This is a genomic window from Agrobacterium sp. NPDC090283 (genome assembly GCF_044769685.1).
Taxonomy (GTDB): Bacteria; Pseudomonadota; Alphaproteobacteria; order Rhizobiales; family Rhizobiaceae; genus Agrobacterium.
This window is the reverse complement of sequence record NZ_JBIVYG010000002.1, coordinates 245,518-265,394: the sequence shown is the minus strand read 5'-3', so window position 1 is coordinate 265,394 and position 19,877 is coordinate 245,518. Positions and strand designations below refer to the sequence as shown.

Below are 19,877 nucleotides of genomic sequence, written 5' to 3'. Positions count from 1 at the left end.
CTTTTCTTTATTAGAAATGTATACTTCTACTGCGCGCGTTTCAGCGCATCGCCGAGGATCGAGACGATATCGTCGAAATGGGATTTTTCGGCGATCAATGGCGGCGAAAGGGCGATGATGTCGCCGGTGACGCGAATGAGCAGGCCGCGCTCGAAGCAATCCACGAAGATGTCATAGGCGCGTGCGCCGGCAGCCCCGTCGCGCGATTGCAGCTCGATGCCGGCGATGAAACCGATGGTGCGGATATCGATGACATTCGGCAGGCCCTTCAGGGAGTGGATGGCGTCGTGCCACACATCCTGCAATTCCGCCGCGCGGGTGAAGAGGCCCTCATCGCGATAGATATCGAGCGTTGCGATACCGGCGGCGCAGGCGACCGGGTGACCGGAATAGGTATAGCCGTGGAACAGCTCGATCTGGTTTTCCGGCCCATGCATCAGCGCATCATGCACCTTGCGGCTGGTGAAGACCGCGCCCATGGGGATCGCGCCGTTGGTCAGTCCCTTGGCGGTAGTGACGATATCTGGCGTAACACCGAAATAGTTGCTGGCGAAGGTGGAGCCCATGCGGCCGAAACCGGTGATGACTTCATCGAAGATCAGGAGGATGCCATGCTTGTCGCAGATGGCACGCAGACGCTCCAGATAACCCTTCGGCGGCACCAGCACGCCGGTGGAGCCGGCGACGGGTTCGACGATGCAGGCGGCGATGGTTTCGGCGCCATGCAGGGCGACCAGACGTTCCAGATCGTCCGCAAGCTCGGCACCGTGCTCGGGCTGGCCCTTGACGAAGCTGTTCTTCGCCGGATCATGGGTGTGGCGCAGATGATCTGCGGGGATCTGCGGGAAAACGCGGCGATTGTTGACAAGGCCGCCCACGGAGATACCACCGAAACCAACGCCATGATAACCGCGCTCGCGGCCGATCAGGCGGCTGCGGGTGCCCTGGCCGATGGCGCGCTGATAGGCGATGGCGATCTTCAGCGCCGTATCGACCGATTCCGACCCGGAGCCGGTGTAGAAGACACGATCAAGTTTCGCGCCTTCCGGGCCGGGGGCGATTTCCGCCAGCCGCTCGGCGAATTCGAAGGCAACGGGATGGCCCATCTGGAAGGAGGGAGCATAGTCCATGGTCGAAAGCTGGTGCTTGACGGCAGAGGCAATCTGCTGGCGGCCGTGGCCGGCATTGACGCACCACAGGCCAGCCGTGCCGTCGAGAACCTGACGGCCGTCATTGCTGGTGTAATACATGCCTTCGGCGCTCGTCAGCAGGCGGGGATTGGCCTTGAACTGCCGGTTGGCGGTAAACGGCATCCAGTAGCTGTCGAGTGAGGTGGAATTGGATCGGCTCGGGTTGTCCATCTTGGTCTCCTGTTCGGTGCCGATGATTGAAAGCTATTTTCGCGGCCGAACAAGCCCTTTTCTTTCTGTAGCCAAGCTATTGAAAATACTATAGCCGTGGACAGCAGTTTTCGATATTTCGAACAAGGGCAACGGGGGCTCACGCATGTCGGTGGATATAGGCGGGCGTTTGCGCCATTTACGGCTGCGCCACAACATTTCCCAGCGGGAGCTGGCAAGACGCGCCGGGGTCACCAATTCGACGATTTCCCTGATCGAATCCAACACCTCCAACCCATCCGTCGGCGCACTGAAGCGCATTCTCGATGGCATACCGATCGGCCTTGCCGAGTTTTTCGCTTTCGAGCCGGAGACGAGCCGCAAGGCCTTTTACCGGGCGGATGAGTTGGTCGAAATCGGCAAGGGGCCGATCTCCTTCCGGCAGGTAGGCGAGAATGTTTTCGGCCGCAGCCTGCAGATCCTGAAGGAATGTTATCAGCCGGGCGCCGATACCGGCAAGGTTCCGCTGGTTCACGATGGGGAAGAGGGCGGCATCATTCTCTCCGGGCGCCTGGAAGTGACGGTCGACGAGGAGAGGCGGGTGCTCGGGCCGGGAGATGCCTATTATTTCGAAAGCCGCAGGCCGCATCGCTTCCGTTGCGTCGGTCCCGTGCCATGCGAGGTCATCAGCGCCTGCACACCTCCAACCTTCTGATTCCGGCGGATTTCGCGTCTCGCAGCACTGTTAGAACGGCGAAACGGGAGCGAGTCGATAAAAAAAGGCCGTCAGACACGGCGTTTTTGCGTGGCTGCCATGAACAAAATGCAGTTCCTTGCCACTCTTTTGCCGTCTTTGAGCCCTTTTAGCGATTTTTCCATCGCTTTTTCTTGGTGGGGTGGCAATGTTGGGAAAAAAAGTCCCAGCCAATATGTCAAATTTTATATGCATTGCCACAATCTTGCTGCGCTGCAAAAAAATTTAATAGTCTGTTACATACATGGCTGTTCTTGGCGTTCCTGTCTCATCTCACCAAGTCATAAGAAACATATAAGAAAAGACTGTCGACGGCACAAAACCCAATACATGCCGGAGCGACACCCATGCTCTCAACACATGGCCATCGGCACATTTGTTGCTTTTTTATGCAACCGTTAATATTGCCCGGGCGTTGATCGGCCGCTCGCGCAAGAAATCGCATAGACGGTTATGGGCAATGTGCCTTACAAAAAATCCATTAGCATCAAATTCCGAACACAGACTTGTTATCTCTTTTAGACGGAAAGACGCGCCTCCGGGCACCGACCAATCGCAAAACATAAATGGAGTTCTCTCTATGAAGTCCGCGACCCAATCGGCTGAACAGACACTCAGCAGCTCCGAAGATTTCGATGTCAGTTTCCCTATCGGGGGCATCGCAAAACGCAGCTTCGATATGACATCGGCTGCGCTTGCGCTGCTCATCTTCAGCCCGATATTCCTGTTGATCGCCGCGCTGGTGAAATTGTCTGATCCCGGCCCGATCTTTTATGGCCACCGGCGTGTGGGACATAATGGCCGTTATTTCCATTGCCTGAAATTCAGGACGATGGCGATGAACGGCGACGAGATTCTGCGGCAATATCTTGCCGCCAATCCGGAGGCCGCCGAAGAATGGCGCGCCACCCGCAAGCTGAAGAACGATCCGCGTGTTACGGCCGTCGGCGCCGTGCTGCGCAAGCTCTCGCTCGACGAACTGCCGCAGCTCCTCAACATCATCCGCGGCGAAATGAGCGTGGTCGGCCCGCGCCCGGTCGTCGATGAGGAACTGAGCTATTATGAAAGCGCTGCCGCTTATTATCTCAGCACCCGCCCGGGCCTGACCGGCCTGTGGCAGATCAGCGGCCGTAACGACGTATCCTACAAGACCCGCGTCGCTTTCGACACGCATTATGTGCAGAACTGGTCGATGCGGCAGGATGTCTTCATCATCGTCAAGACCATTCCCGCCGTGTGCCTTTCACGCGGAAGCTACTGAAAACCGATATTGAGTTCGGCTTTATCGATCTTCGTTTCGACACGCACCCTGACCGGGATCCCAAGTCCGGTCTTCGGGTGCGTCATTGGTGCTAATCATACCGGCCGCTTTTTGCGGCGCTGCGCAGCCGGCTTTGCCGGTCGCGCTACGGCCTGATCGCCTGCCGGGCGATCCGCTAACAGGGAGTTTCCCGATGAACGGCTTGTTTGCCGCCCACCGCCCGTTTGTGGCCCTCGTTCTTGCCGCTTCCGTCGCCCTTGCCGCGCCGCTCTCCGCAATGGCTGCGGATGGTGGTCAATATAAGCTCGGCACCGCCGACAAATTACGTATCCGCGTTGCCGAATGGCAGCCGGCCGATGGCAGCATCCGCAACTGGGATGTGATCAACGGCGATTATTCCGTCGGCCCGTCGGGTGCGCTGTCCTTGCCCTTCATCGGTCAGCTGGATGTTGCGGGCAAGACCCCATCGGAAGTCAGCGAGCAGATCGGCGCCCAGCTTCAGAGCAAGTTCGCCCTTCGCAACCTGCCTTCGGCCTCCGTCGAGATCGCCCAGTTCCGGCCGATCTTTCTGAGTGGCGATGTGCAGACGCCGGGAGAATATCCCTATGCCGCCAATCTCACGGTGCTGAAGGCCGTCAGCCTTGCCGGCGGCCTGCGGCGCTCGGATGCCGGGCAGCGTTTTGCCCGCGACTTCATCAATGCCCGCGGTGACGCCGCCGTCTATGACAACCAGCGGGCAAGGTTGCTCGCCCGTCAGGCGCGGCTGGTGGCCGAGGTCAAGGGCGACACGACCATCGCCAAGACGCCTGAAATGGAAAAGATTGCCGAGATCGATGTGTTGCTGGCCAGCGAAAGCGCGCTGATGAAATCGCGCACCGAGCGTTACACCCTGCAGCTCAAGGCGCTGACAGATCTGCACGCCCTTCTGCAGAGCGAAGTGGAATCCCTCAAGAAGAAGTCGGAGACGCAAAATCGTCAGCTCCAGCTTGCCAATGAGGATCGCGACCGCGTCAACCGGCTGAACGAACAGGGGCTTGCGCTGTCGCAGCGGCGTATTTCCGCGGAAGAACGCGCGGCGGAAGTGGAATCCAATCTGCTCGATATCGATACGCAGTCGCTGCGCGCCAAGCAGGATATCAACAAGGCGACCCAGGACGAGATCAACCTGCGCAACGACTGGGTGGCGCAGCGCTCCAAGGAATTGCAGGACACGGAAGCGGAACTCGACAAGCTCAATCTGCAGCTGACCACCAGCCGGGAATTGATGTCGGAAGCACTGGCGCAATCGGCAGAAGCGATCCGTTTCGACCCGTCGGGCAAGTCCGCGACGATCGGCTATGTCGTGGTGCGTGAGGAAAACGGCAAGCCGAAAGAGCTGAAGGTGGATGAAAACGCCATGCTTCAGCCCGGCGATGTCATCAAGGTCTCGTCTGAAATCCTGATGCAGTGAGGTTTCAATGCGGATCGCCAAATCGGCGCTGATCGATCCCGAACGCAATGAGATTTACGGAATGGCGGCGGTTGCGCTGTCATTCTTCGTCTTCGCCTATTCGTCGCGTTTCGGGCAAATTTCTGTTCTGGCCTATTATGGCATGTGGCTGCCGCTGGTGGTGGTCGATTACCGGCGCGTGCTCGGCAATTATCCGCGCTATCTCTGGATATTCGCCTTCGGCATCTTGACGGTTCTGTCCAGCTTCTGGTCGGAGGCGGTGTCGGTGACCATGCGCGCCTCCATCCAGTATATGACGCATATCGTCTGCGCGCTGATTGCGATGCGGGTGATCTCCATCCGGACGCTGACGCGCGGCGCGCTGATTGGCATCGCGGTCGTTCTTTTCTATTCGCTGCTGTTCGGCATTTATCTCTTCGATGCGCTTGACGGCACCTATAGTTTCGTCGGCGCCTTCTCTTCCAAGAACCAGCTCGGTTTTTATGCCTCGCTCGGCGTCATTTTTGCTGCCGCATCGGTGCTGGTGCTGAAGTTAAGGGGCATCTGGCTGCCCATCGCCGGCGTCACCGGGCTTTTATCGGCCTATAGTCTCATCGCCTCGCAATCGGCCACATCCGCCATCACCACGGCGGCGGTGGTCGCCCTGATCATCGGCTTCATTCCCATCGGCATGTTGTCGCCGGCTAACCGCAAGATGATGTTTTTCGCGCTGGGCGGTCTCGGCGCGTTGCTCGCGGTCGCTTCCCTGCAATTCGGTCTGCTGGACGCCATTCTCGGCATTTTCGGCAAGGATTCGACGCTGACCGGCCGAACCTATCTCTGGCAGCAGGGCATCGAGGCGGCGAAACAGACACCGATCCTCGGCGTCGGTTATCAGGGTTTCTGGGTCGCGGGTTTTCCCGATGCCGAACGGCTGTGGAACGATTTCTTCATTACCGGCCGCAGCGGCTTCCATTTCCATAATACCTATATCGAAACCGTCGTGGAAAACGGCTTCGTCGGCATGCTGCTGCTTGGCATGGTGCTTTACGGAACCTTGCTCGGGCATCTGCGCTCGGTGCTGATGCGCAAGAGCGATCCGCAGGGCGTTATCCTGTTTGCGATCTGCGCGCTGTTTGTCGTGCGTTCCTTCGTGGAGATCGACATCATCTTCCCCTACCAGATCGGCTCATTCCTGCTTTATTTCGCAGCCGGTAAATTGTGCCTTCCGGCAAGGGCTGCGGAGGGTCGCGAGCCTCACCCGGCGATCGGCATGCGGTTACAGACGAGAGCCTAGAGATAATCCGCCGAGACATGCGGGCTGGCGTGGATGAAACTCCACATGTCCTTGCTGACCTCGACGATGTCGGCGATCGATTTTTCGAGCTGTCCGATTTCCTTCTCGTCCATGCGCTCGACCTTGCCGTAGCGCACCTGGCTGTCATCCTCCACCAGCCGCATCAGCTGCGTGCTGGCGATCTCACCTTTTTCGTCGAAGGAATAGATGCAGTGATTATATTTGTTGCGCGTCTTCGCTTCCTTCTTCAGTCGCGCCATGATGGAGAGGATGGTCTTGCGGTCCTTCGCATCGGTGGACGGAAGCTTCGCCAGACGCTCGATCAGATCCATGCGCGCCCGCGTGGTGTTGAGCGTCAGGAACACGACGATGGCCGCTTCCTTCTCCACTTTCAGGAGATGGACGATCAGATAGATCATCAGGCTTTCCGTGTTCGTCCACACGTAATTCAGCCTGCCGACCAGCAGCAATACATCCGACATCGCCGCCATGCCGCTTCTCCCGCCCCAACGAAACATATTTGGATATTATATGCCGACCGCTGCGGAAAAGACAGTGTAGGTTACTGATATTTCTTCATCTTTCCTTGAAAGCGCGGGACATGCTGTCGGAGATCGGCTTGGTCAGATATTCGAAGAAGGTACGTTCCGAAGTCTGGATCAGCACGTCGGCCGGCATGCCGGGCACGGGGTGGAAATTGTGAACCTTGGCGATTTCCTCGTCGGGTATCTGCACGCGCACGATATAGACGTCCTTGACCTGAAGGCCGGCGTTTTCCTCGATGCTGTCGGCTGAGACGTAAAAGACCTTGCCATTCAGAACCGGTGTGGTGCGGCGGTTGAGCGCCGACAGGCGGATCGCGGCGGTCTGGCCCTCATGCAATTGGTCGATGGAGGTTCTGAGCACCTGTGCCTCAAGGATCAGGGGCACATGGGCGGGCAGGATTTCCATGATCGGCTTGCCTGTCGTGATGACACCGCCGGGCGTATGATAATAGGCGCGCACCACGGTTCCGTTGACGGGGGAGCGGATGACGGTGCGTTCCAGCACTTCGGCGGCGCCACGTACCTGTTCGCGCACGCTGTCGAGATCGGATTCGGCGGTTTCCAGCGCATCGAGCGCTGCCTGCTTGTTGGCGTTGACGGCAATGACCGCTTCCTGCCGGAACTTGGCGATTTCCGCCTCGCTCTGGTTCATTTCCCCGCTCAGCCGGGCGATATCGCCCATGGCGTCGGCAATGGCGCGTTCCAGCGCCAGCATGTCGGTCTTGCGTATGACGCCATCCTTGGCGAGCCGCTCCTTGGAATCGCGCTCCTGTGTCAAAAGCGCCAATTGCCGGTCGAAGGACTGTTTTTGGCCGTCATAGCCCGCATAGCGGAACTCCAGCGACCGGATATTCTTGTCGATCAGGTTCATCTGCTCCTCAAGCTTGATGAGCTTGCTGTGGAACACGATGTTCTGGCTCTGGATGATGGAATTGATATCCGGATCGCCGGCTTCCTTCATGACGATATCGGGCACCTTGAAGCTTTTTTCGCCCTGGGCCTCGGCGCGCAGGCGCACCACGATGGTTTCGAGGCGAAGCCGCCGCAGCTGCAGCATGCGCTCGTTGGCAAGTGCCGTCGTCTTGTCCAGCGTCAGAAGGACATCGCCTTCCTTCACCGTGTCGCCTTCGCTGACCATCATTTCCTTGATGATGCCGCCTTCCAGATGCTGGACCACCTTGTTGTTGCCGGTGGCGACGAAACTGCCCTGGGCGATGATGGCCGAAGAGAGCGGCGCGGTGCCGGCCCAGAATCCGAAGCCGCCAAAGGAGGCGAGCAGCACGGCAAGACCGATCGAGCTGTGCAGGCGGATCGAACGCGGCACCTCGCTGTACCATTCGAGCTGGCCCTGGGGTTTGATTTCGGCAATGGCGTTTTTCTTCTTGAACATGGCGGTTCTCAACCCTCGATCTGCGGGGACTGGTTGGCCGGGCGGCCATTGCCGGAAAGCGCCTTCAGCACGTCCATCCTTTCGCCGAACATGGCGACCGATCCATCCTTCAGCACCATGATCTTGTCGACGCATTGAAGCAGTGCCGGCCGCTGGGTGATGGTGACGGTGGTGATGCCCTGTCTTTTGGCGTGCAGCAGCGCCTTTGCCAGCGCCTGTTCGCCCTGCGTATCCAGGTTGGAGTTGGGCTCGTCCAGCACCACGAATTTCGGATCGCCGAAAAAGGCGCGGGCAAGCGCGATGCGCTGTTTCTGGCCGCCGGAAAGCGGCGCGCCATCGGCGGCGACCACGGTTTCGTAACCCTGCGGGAAACCGGCGATCAACTCGTGCACATCGGCCAGCACGGCGGCTTCGTAAATCTGCCGGTCCTCGATATCGTCGCGCATGCGGCAGATATTGGCCTTGATGGTGCCGGGAAAAAGCTGCACGTCCTGCGGCAGATAACCGATGCTTTCACCGAATTGCCGCTGGTCCCAGTTGCGCAGATCCATGAGATCGAGGCGCACATTGCCTGATGTGGGCAGGATGGAGCCGACCAGCATCTTGCCAAGCGTCGTCTTGCCGGAACCGGAATTGCCGATGATGGCGAGCGACTCTCCCTTTTTCAGCGAAAAGGAAATACCGTTCAGGATAACCTTTTTCTGCGGCGGCGGCACGAAGAGGATGCGCTCCACATCGAGACGGCCTTCCGGATTGGGCAGGCGCAGGCGCGGGAAATTGAGCGGCGAATTGATGAGCAGCTGCTTGATGCGGCCATAGGCCGCGGCGGATTTGTTGAACTGGTGCCAGCCTTCGATCGCGCCTTCGATGGGTGCCAGCGCGCGGCCGGAAATGATGGAGGCTGCAATCACCATGCCGCCGGTCAGTTCGCCTGATAGCGACAGATGCGCGCCCCAGCCGAGCAGCGCCACCTGGGTGATCATGCGGGCCGCCTTGGAAACGCCGGAGAACATGATGTTGCGATCCTGCGCCGCCACATGCGATTTCAGCGAACCGGCGGTTTCGCGGCCCCACATCTTCACCGCTTCGGGGATCATGGCGAGCGCATTGATGATCTGCGAATTGCGCGACATGGAATCGAGGTGGAAATTGGCGCGGCTGAGATAACCGGATGCTTCCGAGAACTGCCTCGCGGTGAAGCGTTGATTGAGCCAGGCGATGCCGAACAGAACGGCGCAGCAGACCATGATGATGATGCCGAGATGCGGATGGACGAGATAGACCACCACGATGAAGAGCGGCATCAGCGGTGCGTCGAGAAAGGCGATCAGCGTGCCGGAGGTGAGGAAGGAGCGCAATTGCTGCAGATCCTGCAGTGTCTGGTAGTCCTTGCCGCTGCCATGCAGGGAGGCGCGGGCGGCAGCGGACAGGATCGGCGCGCCAAGCTGCACCTCGAGTTCGACGGCGGTGCGCATCAGGATGAAGCGGCGGATGGCGTCCATGAAGGCCTGCAGCAGAACCGCACCGAGGACGGCGACCGTCAGCATGACAAGCGTGTCCATCGAGCGGCTGGTCAGAACCCGGTCGGAAATCTGGAACAGATAAAGCGGGATGGCGAGCAGCAGGATGTTGATGGCGACCGTGAACAGCATCACCACCACCATGTTGCGCCGCACGGCGGCGATGCCCTTGGCAAGGCTTGCGGCGAAATTGATCGGCTCGCTGCGTTTGTGAAAACCGCTCTGGCTTCCACCGCCGCCGCCACCGCCGCCACCACCGCCATTGTCCGTCGGCTCCTTGCCGCCACCGCCCGTCACCGGCCGGCGTTCGTTCTCGCGGATCGGTCCGTCGTTATTGTCGATGGTCTTGACGAAAGGCAGGTCGGTATTGTCGATCTTGGCCTGCGGCTCCGGCGGGGAGGCGGGTTGCCGGTCCCGTTGAGGTGCCGGCTTTTCCGGGGGAACATCCCGCAATTGTTCCACCTGCTCCGTTTTTGCATGCGGTTGGGAAAGGACCTGTGGGGAGGCGGTCTGTGCAGAAGAGGAAACGTCTTTTGCCGTCTGTTCCGCGCCGGATAACTGGCGCAGGTTTTCGACTGCTTCATTGATTGCTGAAATACAGGCGTCCGTCAGTTTGCTGTCTTCCGCGTCCTGATCAAGCGGCAAGTCCAGCGAGCGTCCGTCGGCAATGGTTTTTCTAGAAATATGATCCATTTTATATCGGTCCCCTCGGTGATCTAGCGGTGTTTGCGGTTCCGGCTGCGGCGGGCTGCGTTTGCAGCCCCGCTTGCCGGAGGTTACGCAACGACCGTCTGCATGACGTCGGCCGGATGGGCATTCGACCATGACAGGTCGTGACCGGCATTGATGACGCCATTGGATTCGTTTTCGATGGTGGCGGGATCGTCGTGAAGAAAGGCGATGACCTCGTTCGCCAGCTGGCCCTGCTGGGGTTGCGACGTGTCGTTTTCGATGATGCCGCCCTGTATCAGGATGGCATCGGAATAAACGCCGCCGGCGACATAGGTGGTGGAACCGAAGCTGTCGTAGTCGACGATCTGCGCCAGATTGACCACGGCGTTGCTGCCGGTATCGATGTGGACGGTGGCACCCTCGGTATTTTCGAGAACCTTGGCGGCGGCCTGCGTCACATCGTCGGAATCGCCCAGTACGCTCACCTGTTTTATGATGCTGACATCATAGAGATTGCCGGTGATATAGAGGACGTTCAGACCCTCATAGCCGGCGAAATTGACGTCATGAGCCAGCGCATCCGGCATGTTGGGGTCGCGCTCGTTGATGGCGTTCACCGTCTGGTTCATATAGTCCGGCATGGTTTCGAAACGATCATTGCTGCCGACATTGTGAATGGTGGCGTCGTTCCACAGCAGGTTGTTGCCGGACTGGATGGTGGCGCCATCGGGCGCATTGGGATTGGCGCGCGCCCAGTCATTGTCGTAAAGCACGGCGATCTGGCTGATGATGTTCATGTCCAGCACATTGCCGCCGACGATGATCAGGTCGTATTGCATGCCGATGCCGAGGAAATTCGCAATGTTGAGCGCGGCGTTGCCGCCTGTCAGCAGGCTGACGGTTGCGCCCGAGGTCGTTATCGTCATCGTGTCGTTGTCGCTGACGAACTGGTATTGCTCGATCCAGTGCACGAAGGAAACATCGCCTTCCAGCACGCTGACGCGCCAGGCGGTCGGAAATATCGGCGGCTCGCCGTTGTCCTGGCCGCTGTTCTCCGTGTTTTCCGCGCCCGGATAGACGCTGCGCTCGAAGCTGGCGATATTGAAGGCTGCCGTCGCGGCCTGATCTTCCGACCGTGTGAAAACGGAATCGATCTCGTCCCGGTCGCTATAGATATAGGCCTGGGTGATTGCGTCGATCTGATGATAGTCGCCCATAACGGCGGTTACCGACGTCATGACGCCGGTATTGACGAGCGTGGCGATGTTGGCGACGACATTGGCGCCCGCTGCCACATCGAGGCTGTTGCCGGCAGGGCTGTCCTCATGCAGTGAAACATCGCTCTTTTCCGGCTCTTCCGCCGGCTTGGCGATGCCACGATCGGGCATGTAGTCGTCGAGTATCGGTTTTTCGCTGGCTATCGAGCCGTTGATGTAAAGCCCGTCAATGTCGTTGCCGGCCAGAACGAAATCCTGATCCGCACCGGTGCCAAGCGACGTCACGTCGTTTTCGCGGGCATGGTCGATATAGTCATGCGCGGATTTGGCGAGCGCCTGCAGGGCGTCGTAACTGTCGGTGCGCTGAAAAACGGCAAAGGGCGTGAAGACCGACGCTTCATTGTAGAACTCGACGGTGCGTTCGGTGACGAAGCTCGTATCGCGGCCCGCATAGGGGCCGTCAGTCATGTTCAGATAGTCGTCGTCCTGAAGAATATTGACCTGCGCCACATGCGCGATGACCGAGCCCGGACCGGGGTGAACCACCAGTTCATACTGCTCTTCAAAGGAGAGGCGGCCGGGAAAACGGAAGTTTGCGGCGGAAATATCGAACGGGACGGCATTTGCAAGCTGCTGCATGTCGTATTCGACAGCGCGGGCGAAATGCGGCCGGATATAGTCGAAATCATAATAGCCGGCGTGATATTTGACACCGGGGTCGTAGTCCTCGAGCGGAACGTCGTAGTTCTTGTCGAGCAGCTTTGCCGCTTCATCGTCCGGCAGACGGTCCGGATCGGATTGCGCCGGGCCTTCGGTATAATTTGTTCTCAGACGCGCTTCCTCGATCACCGTGTCGAACAGGCCGATGAAATGCGCAATCATGTCCGAAATCTTGTCGATATGCATCGGAGGTCCCTCCCTGATCATCGCGGCAGAGCCTGGAGGCTGCGGACGGCGCACGTCTCAGAGGCGGCGCTTCGTTTTTACGCAGACCCGGTCCTTCAACCGCGAACTGCACCGGCGGGTGCCGGTGCAGCTCTTTTCGTCAAGAGGTGGGTATCAGGAGTGATCCTCACCGACATCAGACACATGCGAGTTACCGCCTGTGATCGTGACATCAACTGCGTTGGAGAGCATGTTGGCGCCCTGCACCAGTTCCAGATGGAAGCCGGAATTTGCAAGGATTGCCGATGCATCCGCAGTGCTTGTGCCTGCTGCATCGTCGCCGGCCTTGAGATCCCATCCCTTGCCGTCGATGCCTTCGGCGCCATAGGCGTCACCGGCATTGGCGCTCAGGTGGTTTTCCGCACCGCCATTCTGCATCTTGATGTCATAGGCCTCATCCTGATCCGCCAGGTGGTTGGCCTGCACCATGCTGAAGCCGGTGTCGTTGCCTTCGCCGTTGAGCGAGCCGTTGAGGATATTGTCGACATCGAGAGTGAAGGAGAAGTCGTCACCCAGATTGAAGGTGAGGTCTCCGCCGGCGATGCCGAGATTGCCGACATCCTTGACGCCCGTGATGTTGCCGAAGTCGTCATCCGACTTGTAGAAACTGTCTGCGGAGTTGAAGCTGTCGGAGGTCGTCGTGGTCTTGGTGGAGGTGTCGTTGTCGGAATAGTTGGACGTCTTTGTGTCCGTATCCGTGATCGTTTTCACATTGGTGTCGTTGTCGCTGTACGACTTGCTTTCATAGCTCCAGTCGTAATCGACCTTGATATCGGTGTTGGTTTCGGTGCTGGTCTTGGTGGTCGTGTCGTTGTCGCTGTACGACTTGCTGTCATAGCTCCAGTCATAGTCGTTGTCGCGATTGTCGCCGTTATTGGCCTCAACATCGATCTTGGCGTCAACATCCACATTGGTGCTGTTGTCGCTGTTGTCGTTGTTGCGGTTTTCACCATTCGCGGTGCCGACGTTGCTGTCTTCCACCTTGGCGTCATTGGTCGACGTGTTGGCGAAACCATCGGAAAGCGCGCCGATCTTGGTGATCTCGTCGCCGGATGCCTTGTGATCATAACCCATTTCGATTTCCTCCGAAAAAGCTCGGAGCAGCTTTCGAAATCCCTCTCATCTCAAACGGGATTTTTTCGCGCTTGCCCCGGGTAGCATGAAGATTGATGTTTGCAGATGCACTCGGTACGCATCATCTGCGGTTCAGTATTGGCCCGTGATCGGGCTCTTTTCGTTCAGCCCTTGTGCGCTACTCGGTAAAAAAGGCGCACAAATCCGTTCCTCGCTCCAATGGGGAGCGCGGTGGCTTCGTCTTTTCGCTTGCATGTTTTCTTGAAAAGGGACCGGCGTTTTTCAAACACACGTCAAGGCCGGAGATATCTTTCCATCGGCCGCCGTTCAGCGACGGTCAGACTGTGCCGCAGAAAAATTGCGCTTCCTAGATATCAATTCGGGCTAAACATATCGGCGCTTCACCCGAATATATATGTCGCAACCGGTGATCCAGGGAGTGTTTGACCGGTTTGGCCTCGGAAAAAGATCGCTTCGTCAGGGCAAGGCGGCTTTTTCGAGAAACATGGTTTATTTCGGTGGGAAAAAGCCTTTATCCCGAAAAGGGACAGGCTCCAGCGTGCTTCGTCGGCGAGCTATGCAAAGGGATATCAACTAAAAGTTATATTTTCCCGGAACACAAAACCACAGCGAAAGCTTTTACGATGTGTTTGTTTTTGCAGCGGTTACCCGATGAATGATTCTATCTCTGCGTAACCTATTTTGTATGTCAATTGTAAAAAATAACCCGTTTGGGCCATTTATTTACACAGCTTTTCGTATTAGCGTGTGTTAATTAACGGGTAATTAATGATAGTTGACATGGCCTAAAGCGGAGAATCGCCCCCAAGTATTCAGGGGAAGATAGCCGGCGGACAACAGACTGCACAACCAAAAGAAAGTAATGCGTAAGCGCTTGAGGGAGGCGTCAATGTTCATGGGAACGTCAGATTATGCGGCAAAACAAAAAAACGCCGTTGCTCCTATAAATGGAACTTTATTGATCATCGCGGATCCGGACCTGTTTTCCGAGTGCCTCATGGAGGCGCTGGGCAAAAAGTTCCCAACATTCGCGGTGGTGAGCGTAAAGTCGTCGGCGGGCATAGAGGATGACTACGGTAATAATGTGCGGCTGGTTCTGCCTTACCGCATGTCGGGGGATCGTCTTCATGCCGTTCTTTCGGAGGTTCGGGAAAAACATCCCGATGCGCCGATCGCGCTTGTCGTCGAAACCATCGATAAATTCGAGGAGCCGTTGAAAAGGCTGGTGGGAATGCGCGTCATCGATGGCGTGCTGCCGCTCAACCTCAGGCTCGATGTCTTCATGGCGGCTGTCGATCTGCTCATGAAGGGCGGGGAACATTTTCCCGCAGCTCTTCTTGGCAAGCTCACGCCCTATTCACCTTCCGTCAACGGCAAGAGCGTTCAAAGCAATGCCGTGATCGCCAACCGCGCCGATGCCCTTGCCGCAAGCAGGAGCGACGTGGCGGCGCTGACGACACGCGAGGTGCAAATCCTCGACCTGCTTTGCAAGGGAACGCAAAACAAGATCATCGCTGATCGGCTGCATCTGTCCGAGAACACCGTCAAGGTTCACGTTCGCAATATCTATAAGAAAATGAACGTGCGCAACCGCACGGAGGCGGCGTCGCGCTTCTTCAACAAAGATGAAGACACGACCTTCTCCGGCGGCTGGAAGAACTGAGCGTCAGGGCGGCCACGACCGTCCGGACGCCAGTTCCCCTCCGGTGTTTCTCCAGGAGGCTCAGGGCCTCAGGAAGCAGCGGGATTTCTGCCCGAATCCGCTCGGTGAGCAGATATAGGGAGAAGAACCCGAATAGGACTGACGCGATGCCGCGGGTGTGTCCGAGGCATCGGCAACAAACGTAACGGCCGCGTTGCCGGTTTTTTGATAACCGTAGGACGCCTTCGCCGGAGTGACCCGGTTCTTGAACGTGGCGGTATCGGCCGACGCGGTCTTGATGAGAACAGCGTCTTCGACCACGGAGCATGAAGCCGTCGCGAAGGTGAAAGTTACAAGTGCTGCGGCAACAAGCGCGAAGCGACAATGGCGGGCTGCTTTGCCGCCATGGGAATAAGGCATTTCATTCGTCATGTGTGTCCCCTGAAATCGACTGTCTGTCGCATCTCGCCGGGCGGTTTTGTTCCCGGTGGACCGAGCCTTACAAAACCAGGATAGCCCCGACTGGTTGAGCGAAGCTTGCGCTAATGCTCAATAAGAAAGGCATAATAGAGGCATAGTTAAAAAGTATTAAATCAAGAGGCTATTTTGAGTAATTTTGGGTAATCAATTGTAATATTTTGATAAAATCAAGTTGACCTGTTTTCTGCTGCGCCTATCATGAAAGTTGAAATTTATCTGATCGAAATATTAAACCTCCAGAAGAAGTAAAAACCGGAGGATGATATTCAAGATATCGCACAATCGGGAGTTTGGTAAAGTTTAGTTGAATCAGCTGCGCTGATTCCTCATGGGGAGGAGTGTGTAATGCGTAATTTCGTTCCCAACGAACACGACAACGGCGTCACCATCTACTCCGAATGGAGACCTGGCCAACGCGTTCTCGTCAATGGCGGCGCCGGTTTTCTCGGTTCTCATCTTTGCGAGCGCCTGCTGAGCTGCGGTCACGAGGTGATCTGTCTCGACAATCTTTCGACCGGACGCACCGCGAATGTGGCGCATTTGCGGGACAATAAGCGGTTTTTGCTGGTCGAGCACGATGTGCGCAAACCCTATGACATCGATGTCTCGCTGATCTTCAACTTCGCTTCACCGGCTTCACCGCCCGACTATCAGCGCGATCCCGTCGGCACGCTGCTCACCAATGTTCTGGGTGCGGTCAATGTGCTGGAGGTGGCGCGCAGATGCGGTGCAACCGTCGTGCAGTCTTCGACGTCCGAGGTCTACGGCGATCCCAACGTCAATCCGCAGCCGGAAACCTATTTCGGCAATGTAAATACAATCGGGCCGCGAGCTTGTTACGATGAGGGGAAACGCAGCGCTGAAACGCTGTTTTTCGATTATCACCGTAGCTTCGGCGTCGATATCAAGGTGGGGCGCATCTTCAACACCTATGGGCCGCGCATGCGACCCGATGACGGACGTGTGGTTTCGAACTTCATCGTCCAGGCGCTGAAGGGCGCTGACATCACCATCTATGGCGATGGCAGCCAGACCCGTTCCTTCTGCTATGTCGATGACCTGATCGACGGTTTCCTGCGCTTCTCGGCCAAGCCGAAGGATTGCACGGGGCCGATCAATATCGGCAACCCGACAGAAATTCCGGTGCGGCAGCTCGCCGATATCGTCATCCGCATGACGGGTTCCCGTTCGCGCATCGTGCATCTGCCCGCCGCGATCGACGATCCGCAGCAGCGTCGCCCGGATATTTCACGGGCGAAGGAACTGTTGAGGTGGCAGCCGCGCGTGCCGCTCGAAATCGGCCTGGAAAAAACCATCGTCTATTTCGATGCGCTGCTGGCCGGCAAGACTGTGGCGGAGGCCGTATGAGATGCCCCGCACAATCCTCGTCACGGGCGGGGCCGGATTCATAGGCAGCCACATCTGCAAGGCGCTGGCCCAATCCGGCTTCAAGCCCATCGCTTACGATAATCTCTCGACCGGTCATGCGGATTCGGTTCGTTGGGGTCCCTTCATCGAGGGGGATATTCTGGATCGTGGCCTTTTGAAAGCCACGCTCAGGGAGTTCTCACCGGCCTTCGCGATCCATTGCGCCGCCAATGCCTATGTTGGCGAGTCCGTCGAGGATCCGCGCAAATATTACCGCAACAATGTCGGCGGCAGTCTTTCGCTGCTGGATGCCTGTCTCGATCAGAATATCGGGCTGGTGTTTTCTTCCAGCTGCGCCACCTATGGCGTGCCGCCGCAATTGCCCATCCGCGAGGAAACGGCGCAAATGCCGGTCAACCCTTACGGGCGTACCAAACTGATCTTCGAAATGGCGCTCGATGATTATGCCGCTGCCTATGGCCTGCGTTTCGTTGCGCTGCGCTATTTCAATGCCGCCGGCGCAGACCCGGACGGTGAGCTTTACGAACGGCATGAGCCTGAGACCCATCTGATCCCGCGGGCGCTGATGGCGGCTGCCGCACGGCTGCCGCAACTGGATGTCTTCGGGGCGGATTACGACACCAGCGATGGCACCTGCATTCGTGACTACATCCATGTCAGCGATCTGGCCGATGCCCATGTCGCCGCCGTCAACTATCTTGCCGAGGGCGGAGAGACGCTGCGCGTCAATCTCGGCTCCGGTCACGGTACATCGGTCGGCGATATCATCCGGGCGATCCACCGCGTGACGGGGCAGGAAGTTCCGGTGCATTTCGGTGCAAGGCGCGCCGGTGATCCGCCAGCCCTGTTTGCGGATATAAGGCGTGCGGAAGAAACTCTCGGCTTTATTCCGAAGCGTTCGGATATCGACACCATCATCCGGACGGCCGGTCCCGGTTTCGGACTGGAGGTGCGGTCATGAAAGCCCGTTCCACCTCTTCCGTTCCGTCGGCCCGTGCGGTCGCAGTCGCCAGCGATCTGCGGATGCTGCCGGTCTTTGCCGGCTGGAACCGCACGGCCTATCTTCTCGGCATTGGCGGTTGGCTGGTAACGCTCGCTTATTTCTGGATCTGGTGGCTCGACCGCGATCGCGTCATCGACTGGCCCTATTATACCGTCGTCACGATAACGCTCGCGTGGATCACGCTTCTGCCATCCTATTTCATCTTCATCTTTCTGAACGCGAAGGTTGTCGACCGGCGCTCCCCTCTGCCACGGGGCAGGGTGGCGATGGTCGTCACCAAGGCGCCATCGGAACCCTTTGCCGTGGTGGAAAAGACGCTGCTGGCCATGCTGGAGCAGAAGGGTCTGGAATTCGACGTCTGGCTGGCCGACGAGGCTCCGGATGCGCGAACGCTGAAATGGTGTGGCGCGCACGGCGTTTTCGTTTCGACCCGGCAGGGTGTCGCCGAGTATCACCGCAAGACCTGGCCGCGGCGCACACGCTGCAAGGAGGGCAATCTCGCCTATTTCTACGATCATTACGGTTATGGGCGTTATGATTTCGTCGCTCAGTTCGATGCGGATCATGTGCCGGAACCGGATTACCTGCGCGAGATCATCCGTCCCTTTGCCGATCCGACGGTTGGATATGTTTCGGCCCCGAGCATTTGCGACGCCAATGCCGGTGAAAGCTGGGCGGCGCGCGGCAGGCTCTATGCCGAGGCGAGCCTGCATGGCGCGCTGCAGCTGGGTTACAATAATGGCTGGGCGCCGCTCTGCATCGGCTCGCATTATGCCGTGCGCACGAAGGCCCTGCGGGAGGTCGGCGGGCTTGGGCCGGAGCTTGCCGAGGATCATTCCACCACGCTGCTGATGAACGCCGGCGGCTGGCGCGGCGTCCATGCCGTCAACGCCATCGCCCATGGTGACGGACCGGTGACCTTTGCCGATCTCATCGTGCAGGAATTCCAGTGGTCGCGCAGCCTGATGACCATTCTGCTGCAATATTCAAGGCACTATGTGCCGAAGCTACCGCCGCGGCTGAAGTTCCAGTTCCTGTTTTCGCAGCTCTGGTATCCCTTGTTTTCCGGCTTCATGGCGTTGATGTTCGTGCTTCCCGCCATAGCACTGATACGCGGCCATGTGCTGGTCAACGCATCCTATCCGGCGTTTCTTGCACATTTCCTGCCGGTTTCGCTGATCATGATCGTGTTTGCGTTCTTCTGGCGGGCCACGGGTGCATTCCGTCCGCATGATGCGAAGCTCTTCAGCTGGGAAGCCATGATTTTTCTTTTCCTGCGCTGGCCCTGGTCGCTTATGGGTGTTCTGGCGGCGATACGCGACACGATCCGTGGCGATTTCGTCGATTTCCGCATCACCCCCAAGGGCACGCAGGCAAAACCGCCGCTGCCGCTGCGGGTCGTCGCGCCTTACATTCTTCTGGCGGCGCTCAGCCTTGTGGCCATGGTTCTGGCGCCGCGTGAAAACGGGGCGGAAGGCTTCTTCGTCTTCGCCGCCATCAATGTGGCGATCTACGCGGGTCTTTCGGTATTTCTGCTCATCCGCCATGCGGTGGAAAACGGTTTGCCAAGGCTGCCGGCATTGCGCGGCGGAGCAACCGCCGCCGCCTGTTCATTGCTGCTGGTGGCGGGCAGTGCTGTTGAGCTCAGCTCCCATGCCATCGGCGGGCTGGAGGCCCTGTCGCACGGGCAGCCCTATGTCAGTTTTACCGAGACGCGGTTCACGGTCGCCGGTGCGGGCGTGGAAGGGGCGAGATCGGTACGTCTGAAACTGCGCATTGCCGTACCGGGATTGCGCGGACCGCAGGAAATGCAGGCGGAACCCATTGTGGCACCGCCGCCGGCGGTGGCAACCGGAGAGATCATGCTGGCCGACAATAGGGTCGGACAATGAAGGAGG

The 19,877-nt window shown here is 58.2% G+C and carries 15 protein-coding genes; 8 read left to right on the top strand and 7 right to left on the bottom strand.

Annotated elements, in window-relative coordinates:
* Nucleotides 1–26: 26 nt before the first annotated feature.
* Nucleotides 27–1,361, bottom strand: a complete 1,335-nt coding sequence (locus ACIQUH_RS04180) for an aspartate aminotransferase family protein (RefSeq protein WP_400812773.1) — start codon at nucleotides 1,359–1,361, stop codon at nucleotides 27–29.
* Between the two features lie 145 nt (nucleotides 1,362–1,506).
* On the opposite strand from ACIQUH_RS04180, the gene ACIQUH_RS04175 reads away from it, so the two are divergent.
* The 4 genes from ACIQUH_RS04175 to ACIQUH_RS04160 all read left to right on the top strand — a co-directional run bounded on the left by ACIQUH_RS04175 (nucleotide 1,507) and on the right by ACIQUH_RS04160 (nucleotide 6,081).
* Complete coding sequence (locus tag ACIQUH_RS04175; RefSeq protein ID WP_003523802.1) at nucleotides 1,507–2,055, top strand: cupin domain-containing protein; 549 nt, start codon at nucleotides 1,507–1,509, stop codon at nucleotides 2,053–2,055.
* Nucleotides 2,056–2,674: 619 nt separating this feature from the next.
* Nucleotides 2,675–3,355 (top strand): sugar transferase, encoded by a 681-nt coding sequence (locus ACIQUH_RS04170; RefSeq protein WP_003523803.1) that lies wholly within the window; start codon nucleotides 2,675–2,677, stop codon nucleotides 3,353–3,355.
* Between the two features lie 193 nt (nucleotides 3,356–3,548).
* A complete protein-coding gene (locus ACIQUH_RS04165) occupies nucleotides 3,549–4,805 on the top strand; it encodes a polysaccharide biosynthesis/export family protein (RefSeq protein ID WP_400812772.1) in 1,257 nt (418 codons plus the stop codon).
* A 7-nt stretch (nucleotides 4,806–4,812) separates the two neighbouring features.
* Nucleotides 4,813–6,081, top strand: coding sequence for an O-antigen ligase family protein (locus ACIQUH_RS04160; protein ID WP_400812771.1), 1,269 nt, complete (start codon nucleotides 4,813–4,815; stop codon nucleotides 6,079–6,081).
* Here ACIQUH_RS04160 and ACIQUH_RS04155 read toward each other — a convergent pair.
* From ACIQUH_RS04155 to ACIQUH_RS04135, 5 genes are all read right to left on the bottom strand, one after another.
* The gene (locus tag ACIQUH_RS04155; protein ID WP_035262271.1) at nucleotides 6,078–6,572 is read right to left on the bottom strand and encodes a hypothetical protein; all 495 of its coding nucleotides are present in this window, start codon (nucleotides 6,570–6,572) and stop codon (nucleotides 6,078–6,080) included. The genes ACIQUH_RS04160 and ACIQUH_RS04155 overlap by 4 nt on opposite strands.
* 85 nt (nucleotides 6,573–6,657) lie before the next feature.
* Nucleotides 6,658–8,016 (bottom strand): HlyD family type I secretion periplasmic adaptor subunit, encoded by a 1,359-nt coding sequence (locus ACIQUH_RS04150; protein ID WP_400812770.1) that lies wholly within the window; start codon nucleotides 8,014–8,016, stop codon nucleotides 6,658–6,660.
* Between the two features lie 8 nt (nucleotides 8,017–8,024).
* Nucleotides 8,025–10,229 carry a type I secretion system permease/ATPase gene (locus ACIQUH_RS04145; protein ID WP_400812769.1) on the bottom strand — a complete coding sequence of 735 codons (2,205 nt, stop codon included), beginning with the start codon at nucleotides 10,227–10,229 and terminating at the stop codon, nucleotides 8,025–8,027.
* Nucleotides 10,230–10,312: 83 nt separating this feature from the next.
* A complete protein-coding gene (locus tag ACIQUH_RS04140; RefSeq protein ID WP_400812768.1) occupies nucleotides 10,313–12,331 on the bottom strand; it encodes a hypothetical protein in 2,019 nt (672 codons plus the stop codon).
* Between the two features lie 153 nt (nucleotides 12,332–12,484).
* Entirely contained in the window at nucleotides 12,485–13,444 is a 960-nt protein-coding gene (locus tag ACIQUH_RS04135; protein ID WP_149741832.1) for a fibrinogen-binding protein, read from the bottom strand.
* A 910-nt stretch (nucleotides 13,445–14,354) separates the two neighbouring features.
* Here ACIQUH_RS04135 and ACIQUH_RS04130 point away from each other — a divergent pair.
* Nucleotides 14,355–15,128 (top strand): helix-turn-helix transcriptional regulator, encoded by a 774-nt coding sequence (locus ACIQUH_RS04130; protein ID WP_400812767.1) that lies wholly within the window; start codon nucleotides 14,355–14,357, stop codon nucleotides 15,126–15,128.
* A 60-nt stretch (nucleotides 15,129–15,188) separates the two neighbouring features.
* On the opposite strand, the gene ACIQUH_RS04125 is transcribed toward ACIQUH_RS04130, so the two are convergent.
* The gene (locus ACIQUH_RS04125; protein ID WP_400812766.1) at nucleotides 15,189–15,539 is read right to left on the bottom strand and encodes a hypothetical protein; all 351 of its coding nucleotides are present in this window, start codon (nucleotides 15,537–15,539) and stop codon (nucleotides 15,189–15,191) included.
* A gap of 393 nt (nucleotides 15,540–15,932) precedes the next feature.
* Between ACIQUH_RS04125 and ACIQUH_RS04120 the strand changes: the two genes are divergently transcribed.
* Genes ACIQUH_RS04120 through ACIQUH_RS04110 form a run of 3 tightly spaced genes read left to right on the top strand, consistent with a single transcriptional unit; the run spans nucleotide 15,933 to nucleotide 19,871 of the window.
* Nucleotides 15,933–16,955: a UDP-glucuronic acid decarboxylase family protein gene (locus ACIQUH_RS04120; protein WP_400812765.1), complete on the top strand. Its 1,023-nt coding sequence runs from the start codon at nucleotides 15,933–15,935 to the stop codon at nucleotides 16,953–16,955.
* 1 nt (nucleotide 16,956) lies between these two features.
* Nucleotides 16,957–17,937: a UDP-glucose 4-epimerase GalE gene (gene galE / locus ACIQUH_RS04115; RefSeq protein WP_400812764.1), complete on the top strand. Its 981-nt coding sequence runs from the start codon at nucleotides 16,957–16,959 to the stop codon at nucleotides 17,935–17,937.
* Nucleotides 17,934–19,871, top strand: coding sequence for a glycosyltransferase family 2 protein (locus ACIQUH_RS04110; protein WP_400812763.1), 1,938 nt, complete (start codon nucleotides 17,934–17,936; stop codon nucleotides 19,869–19,871). The genes galE and ACIQUH_RS04110 overlap by 4 nt, the downstream gene beginning before the upstream one ends.
* Nucleotides 19,872–19,877 lie beyond the last annotated feature (6 nt).